Genomic DNA, 15,901 nt, shown 5'->3' with positions numbered 1-15,901 from the left:
GCGAATAAGGACGTGACACTCGGAGAGACGAGACTCATTCAAGAGGGCTTTCAATGAACAATGAAAAACGACTTTGGAATTTAACTGAGTTGGAAGCGTTCGATTATCACCGTTCTACGATCCGAAAAAAGCTTAAGTCTGCAGGCATTGAGCCTATCGCCTATAAAGGCAATATTCCCCTTTACGATGTGGTTCAAGTTGCCCCGTATTTATGCAAAGCAATGATTAAAGAAAGTGATGCTCCGGATTTGATGGGTTTTAAAACCGCCGCTGAGCTCAGAGCCTACGTTCAATCCGAGCGAGAGAAGTTAGCATTGCAGAAAGACTCAAGCGAGTGCATTGCAAAAGAAGACTACGAAAATGAAATCGCGATTTGTATCTCCGGTGTGAAGGGCTTTAAAGACAAAGTGATCACACGTATTGAATCGGCGATACCAACGGCAACAACGCAGCAGCTAGAAGATTTAGAAAACTTACTTAATTTTGATTTAAAGGCGGTATCCGATGGGCTTGAACACGTTTGATTCACGCCTTGGGGTTCAATTCGCCGATGCGGGCAAGGTTCGACGCGAGCTCGCTTATCTTTGTGCGCCAACCGATAAAACCCCCATTGAAGCTGCTGATGAAGATTTGTGGATCTCAGATGGTACTGACGTAACGAAATTTCTGTCTTCATTGGTTCCTTATATGAAGGAGCCAATGAACTGTCTAGCAAGGCGTATTTATGAAGCGGTGATTGTGGTGGGTCCTGCGCGTTCCGGGAAAACTAAAGCATTAGTTGAAGGGTGGATTAATTACACCGTGACGCAAGCTCCTGGCGATATGCTACTGATTTACAGCACTAAAACTAAAGCGGCAGATATGTCTAAGTCTGACTTAGACCGCTGCTTTTTAGCGACGCCAAGCATTGCACGTTTAAGAACGGGGCGAAAATCTGACGATAACATCACTTCTAAAAAGTTTAAAAACGGTATGAATCTCAAGTTAGATTCCGCGACAGAAACCAGTTTATCGGCCTCAACATATCGATATGCCGGCGCGACCGATTACGACAGAGCAGATGATGGCGTTGGCCAAGAAGGCTCTAAGTTTGAACTGATGTTAATGCGCGTTCAAAACGCTAAGTCTTCAGGCATGGTGATGGCCGAAAGCTCTCCTGGTCGTATTGTTAGGCACCCTAAACCGGAAGAAGAATTACTTGCCCATGAGGCGCAACCATGTGGCGGCATCGCATCACTGTACAACCAAGGCGATAGACGCCGTTTCTATTGGTCGTGTGACGATTGTCATACTCACTTTAGACCAGAATTCGAAACCTTAAAATGGGACGATAAAGGGGACCCTTTGCTCTCGTCTCAAACCGCGTATGTGGCTTGCCCAAGGTGTGGACATCGTATTGAAGAAGTCGAAAAACATTCGAAGAACCTGAGTGGGCATTGGTTTCGTGAGGGCGCGGTTAATCAATACGGTGAGTTAGTCGAAGAAGAATCAGAAATACGCACAACCAAATGGGCCACGTTTTGGTTTGAAGGCGTGATAGCTGCTTACAGCAGTTGGCAAAACTTGGTGTATCGCTACCTCAATGCCGAAGCCATTTATGAAGACAGTGGTGATGAAGATGCACTGATTTCATTCATCAATACCCGAATGGGGCGCTCTTATATTCTTCAATCTCAAGGGCAAGATATTGGTGCTCATGAGTTGATGGAAAAAGCCAAAGGCAATCCTTATTTGCGTGGTGTAGTGCCTGTCGGTGGTCGATTTTTGATCATGAGTATCGATGTGCAAGGCGGTAAATCCAATGCTCGGTTTGTGGTGCAAGCTCAAGTGTTTGGCGAAGGGCTGCAGCGCTGGGTTATCGACCGTTTTGAAATTTTAACGACACCACATCGAAGTGGTGACCGTATTAACCCAGCCATTTACGCTGAAGATTGGGATTTTCTCATCGAGCAGGTGATCAAGAAAACATACCCTGTTGCCGATGGTAGTGGACGAGTCATGAAACCAATATTAACACTGTGTGATTCTGGTGGTTCGGCTTCTGAAAAAGACGGTAAGAAAACTTCAGTGACCGATTTTGCTTACCAGTTTTATAACCGCCTTAAAGCGAAAGGGTTGGCCCACTTGTTTCGACTTGTGAAAGGGGCCAGCAACAAAGACATGGATTCATTGATTAAAGAATCTTACCCAGATAAGCGCAGCAAACTGGCGCATGGTGAGATCCCTTTATTACTGCTGCACACCAATCGACTAAAAAACCGTGTGGTGGCCAGCTATTCCCGTGAAGAATTTGGCTCTCGGTATTTCAATTTGCCCGCCTGGGCGGAAAGAGAGTGGTTTGATGAACTGACGGCGGAATTCATCGATGAAAAAGGCCAATGGATTTGCCCTGATAAGACGCGTAACGAAAGTTTTGATTTATGCGCGTATGCCGAAGCGGGGATGCACTTTCTTGGTGGTGATGACATCCATTGGGAAAGCGCACCCCCTTGGGCGTGTGAATGGCAGATTAACCCGAATGTGATTGATGCTGACTTACAGCCTGTTTTCGAGCGCAAGCCTAAGAAACGTTATAACCACTCAAGAGGTATTTTCGGATGAGTTTAGTGATACCGACCAATCAAGAACGTTTGCAGTGGTACCTCGAAGCCGAACAGAAAATCTTACAGCAACAGTCGGTGAAGACGGCAGAAGATGAAGAGTTGACCTTGGCGAGTTTAGCGACGGTGCGTAAAGAGATAGAGCGTTTGCAGCGCATTATCGCTCTGCAAGTTCAAGGGGGACGACGCTCTATGATACGGAGAAATTATCTTGAGTAGCCAAAACTTGCTCGACAAGCTCGTGGCCATATTCAGTCCTAGGAAAGGGTTGGAACGTGCCTACGACAGACGGCTTTTGAATAAATACAATGCAGCACTTCCCCGTAATCCGCACACCAAAAAGACAAATAAACAATCAAAAGGCGATGCCAATTCGTTGAACAAAGGCGCGAAAGCGGTGTATCAACGTGCCCGACATATGGATGAAAATAACCCGTTTGTTACGGCCATTTTGGATGAGCTTTGCGCCAATGTAATTGGTCCGAATGGCATCATGGTGGAGCCTCAGCCTTTAAACCACAAAGGGGAAGTGCATGTCGAATGCGCTCAGGCGATCATGACCTGGTGGGAGAACTTTTCTTTAAATCAAAACATCGATGCTGAACATTCTCGCGCGGAAACGGAGTGGCTTGCGGGTCGAACATGGTTTCGTGATGGCGAGGTGTTTTGTCGAATGTTCATGGGTAAGCACAGTGATTTGAATTACCCAACAGAGACGCCCTTTGCGGTGCAACCCTTTGAGCCTGATTTTATTCCTTCCCACATAACGGCAGCTGAAGGGGGACTGTTTGAAGGTATTAAGCGAAACAAGCTCGGGCAGGCTGTGAGCTATTTGATTCAGAGAGACTCAAGAGGGTTTGAGTTCGTTGATGTCGATGCGCAGTTTGTCTGCCATTTAAAGTTTACTCGGCGTTTTCATCAAAACCGTGGCATTTCCCTTTTGCATTCCATTTTGGATTTGGTCGATGACATCGAAGATTACGACCAATCTGAGCGTATTAGTGCCCAGATAGCGAGTCGTTTTGCTTATTACATAAAACGAGATCCGACATTGAATTCAAATGCAACGGACGCGTTCGATCGCGGCGGCGATTTGTTTTTAGGGATGGGAAACTCGTTTGAACTGGCACCCGGTGAAGATGCAGGGGTGGTGGAGAACAACCGAAAAGAAACCATGAGCAGCCCGTTTCGAAATGCCCAGCTTCGATTAGCCAGTGGCGGTGCAGGAGTGAACAACTCTAGCGTCACCCGAGACTATAGCAACGGCAGTTATTCCGCTCAGCGCCAAGAGTTAATCGATTCGTTCAGTCGTTATCGAGTGCTGCAGCGAAAGTTCGTTTTAGGTTGGACTCGTCCACAGTATCGACATGCTTTGCAGATGGCGATGTTAGCCGGTGAAGTCAACATCCCCGCAGGGGTTAAGCGAGACTCTATTTTTAATGCGATCTATCAGGCGCCAGTGATGCCATGGATTGACCCTAGCAAAGAAATGGTAGGCGTCGAAAAAGGAACCCGTTTAGGTTTGCATTCCTTAAGTCATGCACAACGTGAACGTAATATTAACCCGTTGTCGACTCGTCGCGAAATTCAATCTGAACGTCAACAAATGAACGATATGCACATCGTGAGTACGTCGGACCCTGCTCATGCGGTGAAGCTCAACAATCAAAAAGAAGAGGCAAACAATGCCAAAACCAAAGAATAGCTGGTACACGCTTAAGAACGAAGCTGATGTGATTAAGATTTGGGTGCATGGAGATATCAGTGCTTGGGATATTGATGCAATGGAAATCATTGCGGCGTTGCAAGTGGCCAAGAATAAAGAGGTTGAATTGCGAATGCTCAGTGGTGGAGGCAGTGTTTACCAAGGTCTTGCAATGTATAACGCACTGAAGGCGCATAAAGGAAAGGTGATGGGCATTGTCGATGGCATGGCCGCGAGCATTGCGACTTATGTCCTGCTTGCCTGCGACTCTATCCGTATGCCTGAAAATGCCATGTTGATGATCCATAACCCTACTATCGGAGCGTGGGGCGGTGAGAAGGAAATCAACTCAGCGTTTCAACAGTTGCAAGCAGCGACCAAGACCATTTCTGAAGCGTACGCTGAAAAGTCGGGTCAACCTCTTGAAGAAGTACTGACTGCCATGGAGAAAGAAACGTGGTTCACCGCGCAGGCCGCTAAAGAGTGGGGGCTTGTTGATGAGGTGGTTGAAGCGGTTGACCTCAGGAACGCATTACAAAACCTCGATGAATCTGATTTTAAGAATTTCAAACAAGCGCCAGCCGAGTTGATGAATTCGCTAACGCAACAGGTGAATGAACCGACACCTTTAGCAGCGTCTGCTCAGCCCAATGAACCTCAAATAGACAAACCTAAGCAGGTAAGCGACATGCCGAAACCAAATGAAGAATTACAAAACGCTGTAAAAGCAGAGAACCAACGCCAAGCAGATATTCGTGCGTTGTGTGCTCAACATAAAGTCAGCGAGGCACTCACCAATGAAATGCTGGCTGACTTATCGTGCTCAGTGGGACAGGCATCCACTAAGATTTTAGAAAGTATTGGCAGCCAATCAGCGGCAGGTCAACAAGAGCCTGAAGCGAATTTGACGGCTACGCACATGAGACTTGGCAACGGTAACCATGTCAAAGACGAACTGCAAAATGCGTTGAATGCACGTTGTGGTGTTGAGGATTTAGAAAAAGACAACGCGTTCGGTCATGAGTCATTACTGAATATGGCGCGTGCTTGCCTCGATGTGAATGCTCGAAGCGCGATCACCAAGAATGAATTGGTGAACCGAGCGTTTAACTCCGGTGATTTTGGCGACATCATCACTGAAGGTATTCGAACCGTGATGCGCGATGAAGCGCAAGCAAGAGCCCCGATGTGGCGTGAACTGGCTAACGTAGAGAACCTGACGGATTTTCGTGAAACTGAGCTAGTGATGGTTAATGACGCGCCGGACTTGATGAAAATAGCGGAAGATGGCGAATACAAAGCGGCGATCTTAAAAGGCAGCGGCGAGCGCATTCAGCTTGCGACCTTTGGGCGTGAAATCCAGTTCACTCGTCATGCCATCATTAATGATGAAATTGGTTTAGTGGCGAAGGTGCCTCGTAAATTCATGCAGTCCGGTTATCGTCTGTCAGACAAGCTTATGTTTAACGCTATCCTCGCGGGCAAGATGGCCGATGGTGGCAATGTCTTTAAAGTAGGTGAAGATAAAGACTGGGGTAACTTTATCAATGACATTCCAGCAGGCGATTACGCGGCGATGATTATGGCTCTGCATAAGGTATTTGCGACAGCAACCACCATCCCACTCAGTGGTGAAGCAGGGCAAGGCGATGCGTTAGATCTTCGTGGTGAGGTTCTGATTGCGAGTCCAGACCATGCCTCAATGTTTGAAGCGGTTTTGAATACGGCGAGTAAACCGGATGCCTTTAACCCGGCTTATAGAAAATTCGGTAAGGTGATTGAAACCGCGCGTTTAGGCGAGGTGAATGGCGCTCTGGCACTAACAGGTAAAGACTTTGATACCGTAGTGATGGGCTTCTTAGATGGCCAGCAAGACCCATGGCTAGAAACGGGCGACGGTTGGAGCAGCGATGGTGCCAAGTTCCGCATTACTTACGACTTAATGTCGAAGGTATTGGATCGCCGTGGTATTGCCCAAGCGACCTTTGGGTAAAGCTTGGAAGAACAGTTTGATTTGATTCACAGGGTGAGCATTGCTCGCCCTTTTTTAATGGTGACAATATGCGTTTAAGCGATGGGAAAAAGATTGTGGCGACCGTGCCAACGGGTGGTTTTAAGAAAGATGTCCCTTGTCTACTTGGAGCTTTATTAGTGGTGCCCAACTTTACGGCAAAAGCTGGTGAGATGGTGGTGTGTTACACACAAGGTCATTTTGATGGCCCGATTAAAGCCGGTGATAGCGTAAGCTTTGCATCCGAAGCGGCTTACTTTAAAAACGGTGAGTTTACCAAGACAAAGCCCACGGCATCGGGGGACGTATCTCAACCGGTTGGGGTGTTCATTGATGGTGGGGTGCTTCTGACTGGCGGTGTACTCACTGAGTTTGTGACTAACGACTCGTGATGAGTGAGTTTGAATCGGCTCGGCGTCTTATTCGTCAATCTATCCAACGTTGTTTTGGTCGTCCTCTTTTTTTGATGACACCACAAGGAAAGCAGATTGAAGTGATCGGATACATCCGAAGTCACGAGAAGGGCGTGAATCAAGTGTATTTACTGGCTACGGATTCTGAGCTCCCTGAAAGCTGTACTTTGCTTTATCGCGATAAACGGTACCGGTTAGTTTTTGATACAGCGGCTAAAAGTCCCAACGGCACGAGTCAGCTTATGAGGGAATATGTCCTGGTATTCGATCCCCAAGGTGCGCAGCATGAGTGGTCTGAATTTTAGTCGTTCCCAATTGCTTTTAGATACTGAGTTTATTCGTCGTTATGAAGCGTTTTCAGAAGAAATTCCGAAAGCAGTACTTCGCGCGGCTTCGCTCACCTCTCGATGGTTACGAGGGGTATCGATGGCAGAGCTTGGCTATGAGCTCAGTATTGATAACAAAGCACTGCGTTCGCGATTTCGAGTGTACAAAAACGGTCGCGTGTCGAAGCTGTGGATTGGTGTTCGTGAAATTGGTGTTCACCGACTGGGTAAGCCCGTTCAAAACCGCTTAGGTGTCCGAGTGGGTGAGCATTTTTTTGCTGGCGCGTTTATTTTTCCGATGGATAGCGATGAACTCTTGGTATGGCGAAGGCGCGGTAAGTCGAGATCTCCCATAGAAAGAGTCAACATCGATATTGCGGATGATGTGGATTCGATTGTTGAGAACTACTTACCCGATATTAATCGTAAATTTGAGGCGTTTTTTCATCGTGAATTCAAACACGTTCTTTCGCTCGCCGCGTGAGTGGGTCTTATTGGTGGTCAATCACTTAGAGCAGCGGCTTACGCTTAAGGTCGATACTGTTTATCGACGCCAAGCGGTGGAGTTGGCCCACACCACCATCAGTTATCACATTGGTGAGGCCGAGCCGGTGAATGAATATGCCAACGACGGGCGTCACCTTCATGACATTGAATTGAGGTTCTTGGTTGAAGTACCTATATCCATGGATGGGTTTGATTTGGAAGCGTTGGACGCTTCAACGCGTGTAGAGCGAGAATTGTTGAATCAACAATTTGGTGCGTCGAGCGATTTAGACGGTGCGGTAGTGGTGTCTAATCTTCCTAGCAAATTTGATCCAAAAAATGGGGTGTTTGCACGAACCGTGACGATGAAGCAGCGTATTCGATTAGGCCCAGTGGAAGAGAGCTGGCATTACATTGATGGGGGCTCCCACCATGCTAACCAAGCTGATGAAGCATGTGAGCGCATTAGAGAAGAAGGTGCTTGAATTACATGAAGAGTTAGAAGAGAACAATCGCGCTTCGGCCAATCTACTGCGCCTAGGTGTTGTTGTGAAAGCAGAGGCAAACACCGTCGATATTCAGACAGGGGATAATCTTGTAAAGAGGATCCCTTTTTTTGTGCTTGCGGCAGGAAGGGTCAGCCATTATCGGCGCCCTTCAGTTAACGAGCAGTGTTTGCTGATGAATTTGGGAAGCGGTGACAACTTAAACAATGCCGTGGCGTTAATGGGATTACCTTCTACTCACTTTCAAAGCCCAACAGTCAAAGAGAACGAGGTGATGACCGATTACGGTAACGGCATGTCAGAGCTTTATAACCTCGATAACGGCTCTCTTATTTGCCGGTATCCAGGGGGCATGAAGATCTATGGTGATACTTGGCAGGATGGGGATTATCAAGCTACTGGAGAGGTCACCGATCATACTCGTTCGATGCAAGCTGACAGAGAGATTTATAACGAACACGATCATCCAGGCATACTTCCTGGTCCTGCGAAAACCAAGCCAACGGAGCAACAACAATGATTGGTATTGATCCCAAAACAGGACACACCGTAACCGGTGCCAGTGCCTTGAGCTGTCGTTTTGCAAAGGTACTAACGACAGAAGTCAGTTCACGAGTAAAACGCCGAGGCGTTGGTAATCGAGCGGTTTCGCGTTTGGGAAAGCAGCAGACACCCACCGAAGCCATGATAGTTCAAAATCTAACGTTAGAGGCTTTATCCAATCCATTAAATGGGTTAACGGATTATCAAGGCATTCAGTGCCAAGCCATCCCATACTTGAATGGATTCAGAGTGAAAGTCTCGGGAACATGGCGCGGTGAACCTCTGCAATTAAGAGGGGTATTATGAGCAATAAACCTCAAGCTTTCAGTGAGCCTAACTTTGAATCTCTGCTGGATGAATACATCAATTTTGCGGTGGAATATTGCGCTCAGCGAGATGAAGATAAAGCGAAACAATTACGCGAGGCCTTTAATAATCAAGGTGAGCTGCTCGCTCAGGTGACACAAGCGTTTGTCTTAAAACGAACCGCTGAAATACGAGAGCAGAACCATCAAGCTTTGCAGATGTTTCGTAAGTACGTGACCGATACCGAAATGGTAGATTTGTTGGCGTTGCAATACAGTTTAAAGCGTCAGGTCATAGAAGCCGGTGATGATACGGTTTTTCCCACAAAGCCTGCAGTCATGGAGTCTAATCAAAGCCTGCTTCAGCGTTTTGATTTAGCGCCTTTCCAGTTTCATACAACGGGCACTCGGCTTGGTTATCGTTTTCATGCCATGACTTTAGAAGAGCGGCCCACCATTACGGTGAATTCTGAAAAAGATGCTCTGGTAATGCGTTATGAGTTTCCTGAAACCTCCTTACCTAACCCTATCAAAGATGCGCAAGCTAGGATGCTAGAACCTAATTCAGGCAAAGTTTGTGTGGCGTTATTAAGCCGCACATCACCCAATGGTGTTCCAAGTGCGGCATTGCTTGAAAGAGCAAGACAATACCTAAACCGCGATGACATCGCGCAAGAGTCGGATGAGGTCACGGTAAAAGCGGCAACGCCTAAGCCTTATCAAATTGAAGTGACGCTTTTTACAGGAGCGGATCCCAACAATGAGGTCGAAAAGGCGTCGGCGGTCGTTGTGGCTTGGCAGTTTGCCGAAAAAGCACAAAGGCTTGGCGGCATTATTGACCGGGAAGAAGTGGCCCATATCTTTTATGAGCTGGGTGCGAAACGGGCCAAGGTTCAAGCACCGGCAGTGGATGTTGTGTGCGCTTGGGATGAAGCGCCACATTGTACGGAGGTGATGGTGAATGTCCGATCTGAATAAGGCGTTTCTATCGGTTCAGCCCAATAATGCTTCTCTTATTGAAGAGGCTTTGGAGTTTGCTTGGACAGAACTTATTCAATCCACTTTTTGTCCGTATCCCAACCTCAAGCAACCTTTATTGACGGAGAAAACCTTTGTGGTTTTGCTTGCGGGTGAGCGAGGTGTAACGGATTGGCAGCCAAAAGACACGCTAGAAAGTCAACGTAAAACGGTGGATAAGGCGTTTGATATTCATCGAAAAGCCGGAACGCGATTTGGTTTGTCTATTGCACTGGATGCGATTGATTGTGATGTGGAAGTGACACCTTGGCATCAAATGCAACCAAGACACGCGCCGTATCATATTGAATGTATCGCATGGCAACGAAACCAGCCGCTTGATAAGGCGGCGACAACCCGAGTCTTAAGTCGCATTGAGAGCACGAAGTCTGAGCGAGACACGGTTGATTTCATTATGGCCCTTGGCGCTGAATTTGGGTTTGAATTTTCAGCGGTGAAGCACAATAGCGTTATTGCGAAAGACGATCACTGCAGCGGTAACATTAAAGCCTCATCAGGCTTTGCTTCTCTGTATTGGTGCGCAGCCACACGCCTAATTATTACAACTGATTTTGAATTTGGAGCAGTAGCATGAGTTATGTCGTGCAATACACCGATGCGGGGCTCGCTGAGCTTATTAGCGCTCGCCACCAAGGGCTAAAAGGAGCAATCAAATACATTGCTGTGGGGGATCGTAGTTATACACCGACGACAGATCAGAATGCGTTGAAAAACGAACTTCAACGCGAAGTAATTTTGGACTGGGAGGAGCTCAGCCCCACACAGTTGAGAATGGGCGCCGTATTCAAAGGCAGCCAAGAATATGAGGTTCGTGAAGTGGGGTTCTTTTTAGAATCCGGTACTTTGTTGGCGGTGTATTCAGCCCCGAATACATTACTGACATACAAATCGGCGAATTCGAGTTGGTTACAGAAATTCACACTGGATGTGTCGCCACTGCCGAGCAGCAGCGTGACAATCGAGGTCGGGACCGAGAATGTGAATTTACTGATGTCTGAAGAGGTGCTGACCACTGCTATCACAACGATCTCTTTGGGAACAACACAAATTAAAATAGCTCATCAGCATTTGTTGCTTAGTGAGCGGCTAAGAACGGAGCTAGGTTAATGAGTATCGAACAAAAGATTACAGATTTACAGCGAACTTCGGCAGAGCAGACAGCAGCTTCACAAGCGTTGTCGCAAGAAGTTGCAGGAAAAATGGGGGAGATTGATCAAAAAGTGGTTGAAGCCAAAGATAGCTTTGATCGTTGGCGTGATGACGTTCAAGCAAAAGATATCAATGGTCAAAGTGTCTATAAGTCGGTGATTGATTTAACGGGGTTGAGTACCGACCATTTTTATCCAGTCTGGTGGAGAATGCCAGATAATGAAGAGGGGTGCTCACGAATCACTATTTCAAGAGGGTCTTCGGAAGACCGAAATCTGGCTCCTTTCGGGCAAGGGGCTTTTATTGCAGGGTTAAATCTGCAAATAGAAGGTGTGGGATCTTTCTGGAGTGGGGATGCAAATTACCTGACCATCAAACGATTTTCTCAAACCTACCGAAAAACTGTCCGAGCAGTTCAGTTTGGTATGAAATGTATTGCTCGCCCCATTAGCAATGTTAAGCCTTTATATGCAGGGTATGAATCCGGGCAGGTCGTAGACCATTCTTGGCGAAGTGGGTGCTACCTCAGAGGTGGGCTGACTTATCACGTAAGAAAAAGTTTCGATGGCCAGCTCTGGTATAGCCGAGAGGATGGGGAAGTGTCAGCAGGAATATTTTCACCTGCAAATTTTGAAATTGAATGGAAAGTTAAGGCGTATCATATCGATGATCCATTTCTTGGCTCTGACTATGAAGAGCATCGTCTAGCTTATACGTTAGATTACGATAAACGTTATGCAAGAAAAGACTGAGGGCGACATGAGTTACTATATCAAAGAGTTGGCTTATTCTAATGGAGAGACACTTTACAATGTGCCTGCAGAACTTGGAATTTTGATTGAAATGGGCTTTAGTGAAGATCGAGCTTCAGAGATTTGCCTAGAGGCTGAACATGAGGCTCTATGGGAACTTATTCGAGCAGAGCGTCATTCAAAGCTTATGGAGACGGATTTTACTCAAGTGGGTGATGCTCCAATTACAGATGAAAAGAAGCTTGCGTTTGCAGCGTACCGTCAAGCGCTTCGTGATTTACCTCAAAACTTTTCCAATCCAAATGACGTCATTTGGCCAGAAAAGCCAACCCAATAAACCGCTTCTAATAAGGCGGTTTTTTTGTACCTAGACAAAGCCCTTTGCAGCAATGTGAAGGGCTTTTTTATTGGAGCGTTTCTCTGTGCAGAAATCAAAAGTAAAAACATTGGAATACCCGATCATCAAAGAGTTTCGATTGAATGGTCGTTGGGTGTCTCCAAATGAAAAAACTATCCATCTTTTGCCTCAACAAACGGCCTTTCTTATCCAAAACGGGAAATTAGGGCCAGCGATTGAAGTCAAGGTGTCGTCTAAATTCACAGAAAAAGAGGGCAAGTAATGCTCACGCCAATCCAAGATTTTGAACTCAATGGGGTAGAAGTTAACACCATTGAGCCTCAACCAAGCATGGGACCACTTGCATTGCAGGTGGTTCATTTAATTGGTACCGCGCCAAATAAGAATACGGGCTTGAGTTATAACGAGCCAACGCGTTTATGGAATTACAGTCATGCGATGTTATCGCTTGATAGCGTTGGGACCAGGCAAGGCACATTGCCTAATGTGATTCGCTACTTACTTGAATACGTTAAGTGCATTGTGTACGTAACGATTGTGGAAGCCAATGCGGAAGTCTCAGTGACTGAAGCGAATATTATCGGCGGGGTAAACAGTTCTACAGGGGCGATCACCGGCCTTGAAACCGTTAAGGCGTGTGCAGAAACGCCAACCATCATCGCGGCGCCAGGCTTTAACTCGAAAGCCGTGGGTCAAAAGCTGGCGCTTATTGGTCGTGACGTTCGCTGTCGTCCGGTTCTTGATGGCCCAAATACGAATGATATGGAAGCTGCAGAGTTCGCCGCTGAATTTGGATCGGAAGGGACAGGACAAGATAAGTTGTCGATTATCGACCCATGGTTTTTGAAAACCTATGATGGCGTGCAATCTCTTATGCCTGCTTCTATTGCTTTGGTGGCAGCGATGGCCTCAGTTGAAGGCTGGGAGAGTCCGCAAAATCGAGGGGTGCTTTGTGATGAAACTGCTCGTAATGTTTCATACAAAATTAACGATAAAACTACTCAAGCCAATTTCTTGAATAATCATGGTGTGGTGACGATAGCTCGCACACGAATGGGGGGAATGTCTATCATTGGCAACCGTTCTAATACCGGGCGTTTTCTTTCTCATGTCGGTTTGGAAGATTTGATGGCGCGTAAGCTGGAAGAAACCAGCCAACCGCTGATGGGTAAGCAGCTTACCGAAGAGTTTATGGATCAAGTTGTTGACCGTTTAACGAACTGGGGCCAAAACTTGGTGGCTCAGGGCGTTATCCCAGTATTTAAAGCATTCCTGCACCCAAGCAAAAACAACCTAGAGAATTATACCTCTGGGCGTTGGTACTTGTGTGTCAACTATGGTCGCTATGCTCCGAATGAGCACATGGTCTATGAAATGAGTGTAGACAACGGCCTTATCGAAGCGTGGCTAGAGGAGGTCATCAATGGCTGATCGTATTCGCATGCGGCTCTCGGCGCAGATTGAATCTGTGCCGCTGATGAACGAAATCGTGGAGTTCACTCCGGTTGATATTAAAACCAAGACGGTGTCCAACGAGGGCTCGTTTGTCGAGTCTGAAGATGTCGTGGGCTTTGAGCCGCTTAAGTGGACGCTTAAAGTACGTGGTGATCATCAAAAAATCCAAAATGCCCTTGGCCGCTTCTTTATGGATAACGCTCAAATTAACGTGACGGAAAAAGGAAAAGACACCGCTCAGGCGAAGTACCAAGAGGTTTACTCGATGTACGGGCCAATCACCAACATCAAAAAAGATGCAGTAAAGATGGGAGAAAAGCCAACAGTAACCATTGAGGGGACCTGTAAAGCATACAAACTCACCGATACGGGTACTGTCATTCACGACATTAATGTCGATACGGGCAAGACCGTCGTTGGCGGTGTGGATTTGATGGGGACGGCGGGTATTAGTTAGGAGAGGTGTTAAGACACCTCGACCAGTGGCAGGGTAAAGGGTCGTTTGTTTTTATCTTGCTCGACTGCTTTGAGCTTGTTAATGCGAATAACTATTGGTTATTTTGGCGTAACAGAGTTTATTCCCAAGCTATCATAAAGCCACTCGCATCCCAGTCATACGGGAGCGTGTAACCGGAATCGACCAATGATGAGATTATGGGTTTTATGACGGCCTCGACGACAGGCTCTTCACCATCGCACAGTTCAAACTCGTCTAGAGAAATGTAAGCGGTAAAGAGCCCAAGTGCGGAGCGGCGGTGGACTTCATTCGTAATTTGGTTCAGTAAACTCGACTGAAGAGAGTCTTTACTCGCTAATGCTTTTTCTTTTGCAGGTTGGCTTAGCCCCCGTTTTCAGTTAACAGTCAATCAAGCATTTTTAGACTCTAAACAAGTAGAACGCCCTGAACTAACCACAACCGAGATATTAGAGATTGCTTTAGAAGCCTCAAAAGAGCGTGATGTTCTTAGGGTAGAAAACAAAGAACAAGCTGAAAAAATCGAAGGGCTTGAAAATCTATTTAAAGGTGGATTGACCGCTCCACAGTTTGGCCGAATGCTTAATGGTATTAACGTCCAACGAATCAACGCTTTTCTTGTTGAATTAGGATGGGTGTATAGAGAGCGTGGTAAAAAGTCTGGTTATCGTGTTGCTAGTTATGCAAGAGATAACTATATGACAGAAAAGGAGAGCGTGATCTCTATGCATGGGTACGACTCTTTTGTAACAGCCACGCCAATCTTGCTACAAAAAGGCGCTATCAAGTTATATGAGCTGTATTTAAAGGGTAAGTTACCAATGAAGAAGAATTGGGATAGTGAGTACACCCACCTTAAGCTTAGTAAGGAACTGGTGGCAGCATGAGTAAAGCTGATAACCCAGAATGGGAAGATATTGAGCACGCTCTTATATCATTTCGCAGTATTTCTTCAATGCTCTGTATTGTGCTTGAAGGCCAAGAGCGAAAAACGGATCAGTACTCAGCTATTGAAGGTGTTATTCAGCTAGCTGATTTTCAAGAGCGCAAGCTAAGTAATTTGGTTTGTCAGACTCACTAACCTTATCCAATCAAAACCTAAGCCACCCAAATCGGGTGGCTTTTTTTATGGAAAAATTCATGAAAAATCAAAGCAAACTGACTTTCTTTTCGCGTGAAAGCGTGACCCTTAAAACGATCCCTGTTGCGCAGTTCCGTAAGCTGCCGCACATCGAAGCCGAACAAGAACTCACGGCTAAACAGCTCTTCGAACAACGTAAAGCCGTGATTATGGCGTGCAGTGATGTGGCCAAAGAAGAGTTCGAAACCTTATCGGTGCCTGACTTCAATCAACTCTATGACGACATCTGTGATTTGATTCTAAAACCATCAGATGAACTGCGGGGTGAACAGCTTAATGGTAAGTCGGTAGAGTTTGCCTTGCTGCATCCTTTCGAAAATGAAGTGGGGGAAAAGATTAATAAGGTGAAGTTTGCCATTCCTAAAGTAGCGCATTCTGAAGCGCTGGCGGACATCCTTGAAGAGCGAGCGCGTGAAGACTTCATGTTTGAGGTGATTACGGGTTTGCAAACGTCCGATCTTGATTTTCTCTCAATCAATGATTATCTGGCGCTAAAACCGCAGGTGGGCGCTTTTTTTCAACAATCGGCGGCGTACTTTCGCCCGATGACGTTGAGAGCCTAATCGACCTCGTTCCAATGCACCGAAATACATCTGAGTCTGAACTAAGGCGATGGCCACAAGATGTCGCGGTGCGTC

Annotated in this window: 22 protein-coding genes; all 22 read left to right on the top strand. The window is 46.5% G+C overall.

Annotated elements, in window-relative coordinates:
• Nucleotides 1–53: 53 nt before the first annotated feature.
• The 22 genes from AB4503_RS09050 (at nucleotide 54) to AB4503_RS08945 (ending at nucleotide 15,826) form a co-directional block, all read left to right on the top strand.
• Nucleotides 54–524 carry a hypothetical protein gene (locus tag AB4503_RS09050; protein WP_048616574.1) on the top strand — a complete coding sequence of 157 codons (471 nt, stop codon included), beginning with the start codon at nucleotides 54–56 and terminating at the stop codon, nucleotides 522–524.
• Nucleotides 505–2,601 (top strand): terminase gpA endonuclease subunit, encoded by a 2,097-nt coding sequence (locus tag AB4503_RS09045; protein WP_372114360.1) that lies wholly within the window; start codon nucleotides 505–507, stop codon nucleotides 2,599–2,601. The genes AB4503_RS09050 and AB4503_RS09045 overlap by 20 nt, the downstream gene beginning before the upstream one ends.
• On the top strand, nucleotides 2,598–2,819 hold the full coding sequence (locus AB4503_RS09040; protein WP_048663569.1) for a hypothetical protein: 222 nt from the start codon (nucleotides 2,598–2,600) through the stop codon (nucleotides 2,817–2,819). The genes AB4503_RS09045 and AB4503_RS09040 overlap by 4 nt, the downstream gene beginning before the upstream one ends.
• Nucleotides 2,812–4,305 carry a phage portal protein gene (locus AB4503_RS09035; protein ID WP_372114358.1) on the top strand — a complete coding sequence of 498 codons (1,494 nt, stop codon included), beginning with the start codon at nucleotides 2,812–2,814 and terminating at the stop codon, nucleotides 4,303–4,305. Before AB4503_RS09040 ends, AB4503_RS09035 begins: the two co-directional genes overlap by 8 nt.
• Entirely contained in the window at nucleotides 4,286–6,298 is a 2,013-nt protein-coding gene (locus AB4503_RS09030) for a ClpP-like prohead protease/major capsid protein fusion protein (RefSeq protein ID WP_372114356.1), read from the top strand. The genes AB4503_RS09035 and AB4503_RS09030 overlap by 20 nt, the downstream gene beginning before the upstream one ends.
• A gap of 68 nt (nucleotides 6,299–6,366) precedes the next feature.
• A complete protein-coding gene (locus AB4503_RS09025; RefSeq protein WP_105057278.1) occupies nucleotides 6,367–6,708 on the top strand; it encodes a capsid cement protein in 342 nt (113 codons plus the stop codon).
• The gene (locus AB4503_RS09020; protein WP_105057277.1) at nucleotides 6,708–7,034 is read left to right on the top strand and encodes a hypothetical protein; all 327 of its coding nucleotides are present in this window, start codon (nucleotides 6,708–6,710) and stop codon (nucleotides 7,032–7,034) included. The genes AB4503_RS09025 and AB4503_RS09020 overlap by 1 nt, the downstream gene beginning before the upstream one ends.
• Nucleotides 7,015–7,539, top strand: a complete 525-nt coding sequence (locus AB4503_RS09015) for a phage tail protein (RefSeq protein WP_105057276.1) — start codon at nucleotides 7,015–7,017, stop codon at nucleotides 7,537–7,539. The genes AB4503_RS09020 and AB4503_RS09015 overlap by 20 nt, the downstream gene beginning before the upstream one ends.
• Nucleotides 7,540–7,549: 10 nt before the next feature.
• Nucleotides 7,550–8,026: a hypothetical protein gene (locus tag AB4503_RS09010; RefSeq protein WP_372114443.1), complete on the top strand. Its 477-nt coding sequence runs from the start codon at nucleotides 7,550–7,552 to the stop codon at nucleotides 8,024–8,026.
• Nucleotides 7,974–8,567: a phage baseplate assembly protein V gene (locus AB4503_RS09005; protein WP_371692060.1), complete on the top strand. Its 594-nt coding sequence runs from the start codon at nucleotides 7,974–7,976 to the stop codon at nucleotides 8,565–8,567. The genes AB4503_RS09010 and AB4503_RS09005 overlap by 53 nt, the downstream gene beginning before the upstream one ends.
• Complete coding sequence (locus AB4503_RS09000; protein WP_371692039.1) at nucleotides 8,564–8,896, top strand: phage baseplate protein; 333 nt, start codon at nucleotides 8,564–8,566, stop codon at nucleotides 8,894–8,896. Before AB4503_RS09005 ends, AB4503_RS09000 begins: the two co-directional genes overlap by 4 nt.
• On the top strand, nucleotides 8,893–9,873 hold the full coding sequence (locus tag AB4503_RS08995; protein WP_105057272.1) for a baseplate J/gp47 family protein: 981 nt from the start codon (nucleotides 8,893–8,895) through the stop codon (nucleotides 9,871–9,873). Before AB4503_RS09000 ends, AB4503_RS08995 begins: the two co-directional genes overlap by 4 nt.
• The gene (locus tag AB4503_RS08990) at nucleotides 9,857–10,507 is read left to right on the top strand and encodes a phage tail protein I (RefSeq protein WP_132940498.1); all 651 of its coding nucleotides are present in this window, start codon (nucleotides 9,857–9,859) and stop codon (nucleotides 10,505–10,507) included. Before AB4503_RS08995 ends, AB4503_RS08990 begins: the two co-directional genes overlap by 17 nt.
• A complete protein-coding gene (locus AB4503_RS08985) occupies nucleotides 10,504–11,040 on the top strand; it encodes a phage tail protein (protein ID WP_050650694.1) in 537 nt (178 codons plus the stop codon). Before AB4503_RS08990 ends, AB4503_RS08985 begins: the two co-directional genes overlap by 4 nt.
• The gene (locus AB4503_RS08980) at nucleotides 11,040–11,834 is read left to right on the top strand and encodes a hypothetical protein (RefSeq protein ID WP_050650693.1); all 795 of its coding nucleotides are present in this window, start codon (nucleotides 11,040–11,042) and stop codon (nucleotides 11,832–11,834) included. The genes AB4503_RS08985 and AB4503_RS08980 overlap by 1 nt, the downstream gene beginning before the upstream one ends.
• A 7-nt stretch (nucleotides 11,835–11,841) precedes the next feature.
• A complete protein-coding gene (locus tag AB4503_RS08975; RefSeq protein ID WP_048666461.1) occupies nucleotides 11,842–12,171 on the top strand; it encodes a tail fiber assembly protein in 330 nt (109 codons plus the stop codon).
• Between the two features lie 85 nt (nucleotides 12,172–12,256).
• Nucleotides 12,257–12,454, top strand: coding sequence for a hypothetical protein (locus tag AB4503_RS08970; protein WP_048666410.1), 198 nt, complete (start codon nucleotides 12,257–12,259; stop codon nucleotides 12,452–12,454).
• Nucleotides 12,454–13,623 carry a phage tail protein gene (locus tag AB4503_RS08965; protein WP_371692036.1) on the top strand — a complete coding sequence of 390 codons (1,170 nt, stop codon included), beginning with the start codon at nucleotides 12,454–12,456 and terminating at the stop codon, nucleotides 13,621–13,623. Before AB4503_RS08970 ends, AB4503_RS08965 begins: the two co-directional genes overlap by 1 nt.
• The gene (locus AB4503_RS08960; protein ID WP_132813622.1) at nucleotides 13,616–14,104 is read left to right on the top strand and encodes a phage major tail tube protein; all 489 of its coding nucleotides are present in this window, start codon (nucleotides 13,616–13,618) and stop codon (nucleotides 14,102–14,104) included. Before AB4503_RS08965 ends, AB4503_RS08960 begins: the two co-directional genes overlap by 8 nt.
• 464 nt (nucleotides 14,105–14,568) lie before the next feature.
• On the top strand, nucleotides 14,569–15,009 hold the full coding sequence (locus AB4503_RS08955) for a phage antirepressor KilAC domain-containing protein (RefSeq protein ID WP_371692059.1): 441 nt from the start codon (nucleotides 14,569–14,571) through the stop codon (nucleotides 15,007–15,009).
• Nucleotides 15,006–15,203 (top strand): hypothetical protein, encoded by a 198-nt coding sequence (locus AB4503_RS08950; RefSeq protein WP_050650688.1) that lies wholly within the window; start codon nucleotides 15,006–15,008, stop codon nucleotides 15,201–15,203. The genes AB4503_RS08955 and AB4503_RS08950 overlap by 4 nt, the downstream gene beginning before the upstream one ends.
• A gap of 59 nt (nucleotides 15,204–15,262) precedes the next feature.
• On the top strand, nucleotides 15,263–15,826 hold the full coding sequence (locus AB4503_RS08945; RefSeq protein ID WP_371692035.1) for a phage tail assembly protein: 564 nt from the start codon (nucleotides 15,263–15,265) through the stop codon (nucleotides 15,824–15,826).
• Nucleotides 15,827–15,901 lie beyond the last annotated feature (75 nt).

It is taken from the genome of Vibrio sp. 10N.222.55.B11, from assembly GCF_041473705.1.
GTDB classification, from domain to species: domain Bacteria; phylum Pseudomonadota; class Gammaproteobacteria; order Enterobacterales; family Vibrionaceae; genus Vibrio; species Vibrio crassostreae_C.
This window is presented reverse-complemented; position numbering and strand designations above follow the sequence as displayed.

Coding starts and splice junctions, on each gene's coding strand:
- AB4503_RS09050 (WP_048616574.1), top strand. CDS start 54: ATGAACAATGAAAAACGACTTTGGAATTTAACTGAGTTGGAAGCGTTC.
- AB4503_RS09045 (WP_372114360.1), top strand. CDS start 505: ATGGGCTTGAACACGTTTGATTCACGCCTTGGGGTTCAATTCGCCGAT.
- AB4503_RS09040 (WP_048663569.1), top strand. CDS start 2,598: ATGAGTTTAGTGATACCGACCAATCAAGAACGTTTGCAGTGGTACCTC.
- AB4503_RS09030 (WP_372114356.1), top strand. CDS start 4,286: ATGCCAAAACCAAAGAATAGCTGGTACACGCTTAAGAACGAAGCTGAT.
- AB4503_RS09025 (WP_105057278.1), top strand. CDS start 6,367: ATGCGTTTAAGCGATGGGAAAAAGATTGTGGCGACCGTGCCAACGGGT.
- AB4503_RS09020 (WP_105057277.1), top strand. CDS start 6,708: ATGAGTGAGTTTGAATCGGCTCGGCGTCTTATTCGTCAATCTATCCAA.
- AB4503_RS09015 (WP_105057276.1), top strand. CDS start 7,015: ATGAGTGGTCTGAATTTTAGTCGTTCCCAATTGCTTTTAGATACTGAG.
- AB4503_RS09005 (WP_371692060.1), top strand. CDS start 7,974: ATGCTAACCAAGCTGATGAAGCATGTGAGCGCATTAGAGAAGAAGGTG.
- AB4503_RS09000 (WP_371692039.1), top strand. CDS start 8,564: ATGATTGGTATTGATCCCAAAACAGGACACACCGTAACCGGTGCCAGT.
- AB4503_RS08995 (WP_105057272.1), top strand. CDS start 8,893: ATGAGCAATAAACCTCAAGCTTTCAGTGAGCCTAACTTTGAATCTCTG.
- AB4503_RS08990 (WP_132940498.1), top strand. CDS start 9,857: ATGTCCGATCTGAATAAGGCGTTTCTATCGGTTCAGCCCAATAATGCT.
- AB4503_RS08985 (WP_050650694.1), top strand. CDS start 10,504: ATGAGTTATGTCGTGCAATACACCGATGCGGGGCTCGCTGAGCTTATT.
- AB4503_RS08980 (WP_050650693.1), top strand. CDS start 11,040: ATGAGTATCGAACAAAAGATTACAGATTTACAGCGAACTTCGGCAGAG.
- AB4503_RS08975 (WP_048666461.1), top strand. CDS start 11,842: ATGAGTTACTATATCAAAGAGTTGGCTTATTCTAATGGAGAGACACTT.
- AB4503_RS08965 (WP_371692036.1), top strand. CDS start 12,454: ATGCTCACGCCAATCCAAGATTTTGAACTCAATGGGGTAGAAGTTAAC.
- AB4503_RS08960 (WP_132813622.1), top strand. CDS start 13,616: ATGGCTGATCGTATTCGCATGCGGCTCTCGGCGCAGATTGAATCTGTG.
- AB4503_RS08950 (WP_050650688.1), top strand. CDS start 15,006: ATGAGTAAAGCTGATAACCCAGAATGGGAAGATATTGAGCACGCTCTT.
- AB4503_RS08945 (WP_371692035.1), top strand. CDS start 15,263: ATGAAAAATCAAAGCAAACTGACTTTCTTTTCGCGTGAAAGCGTGACC.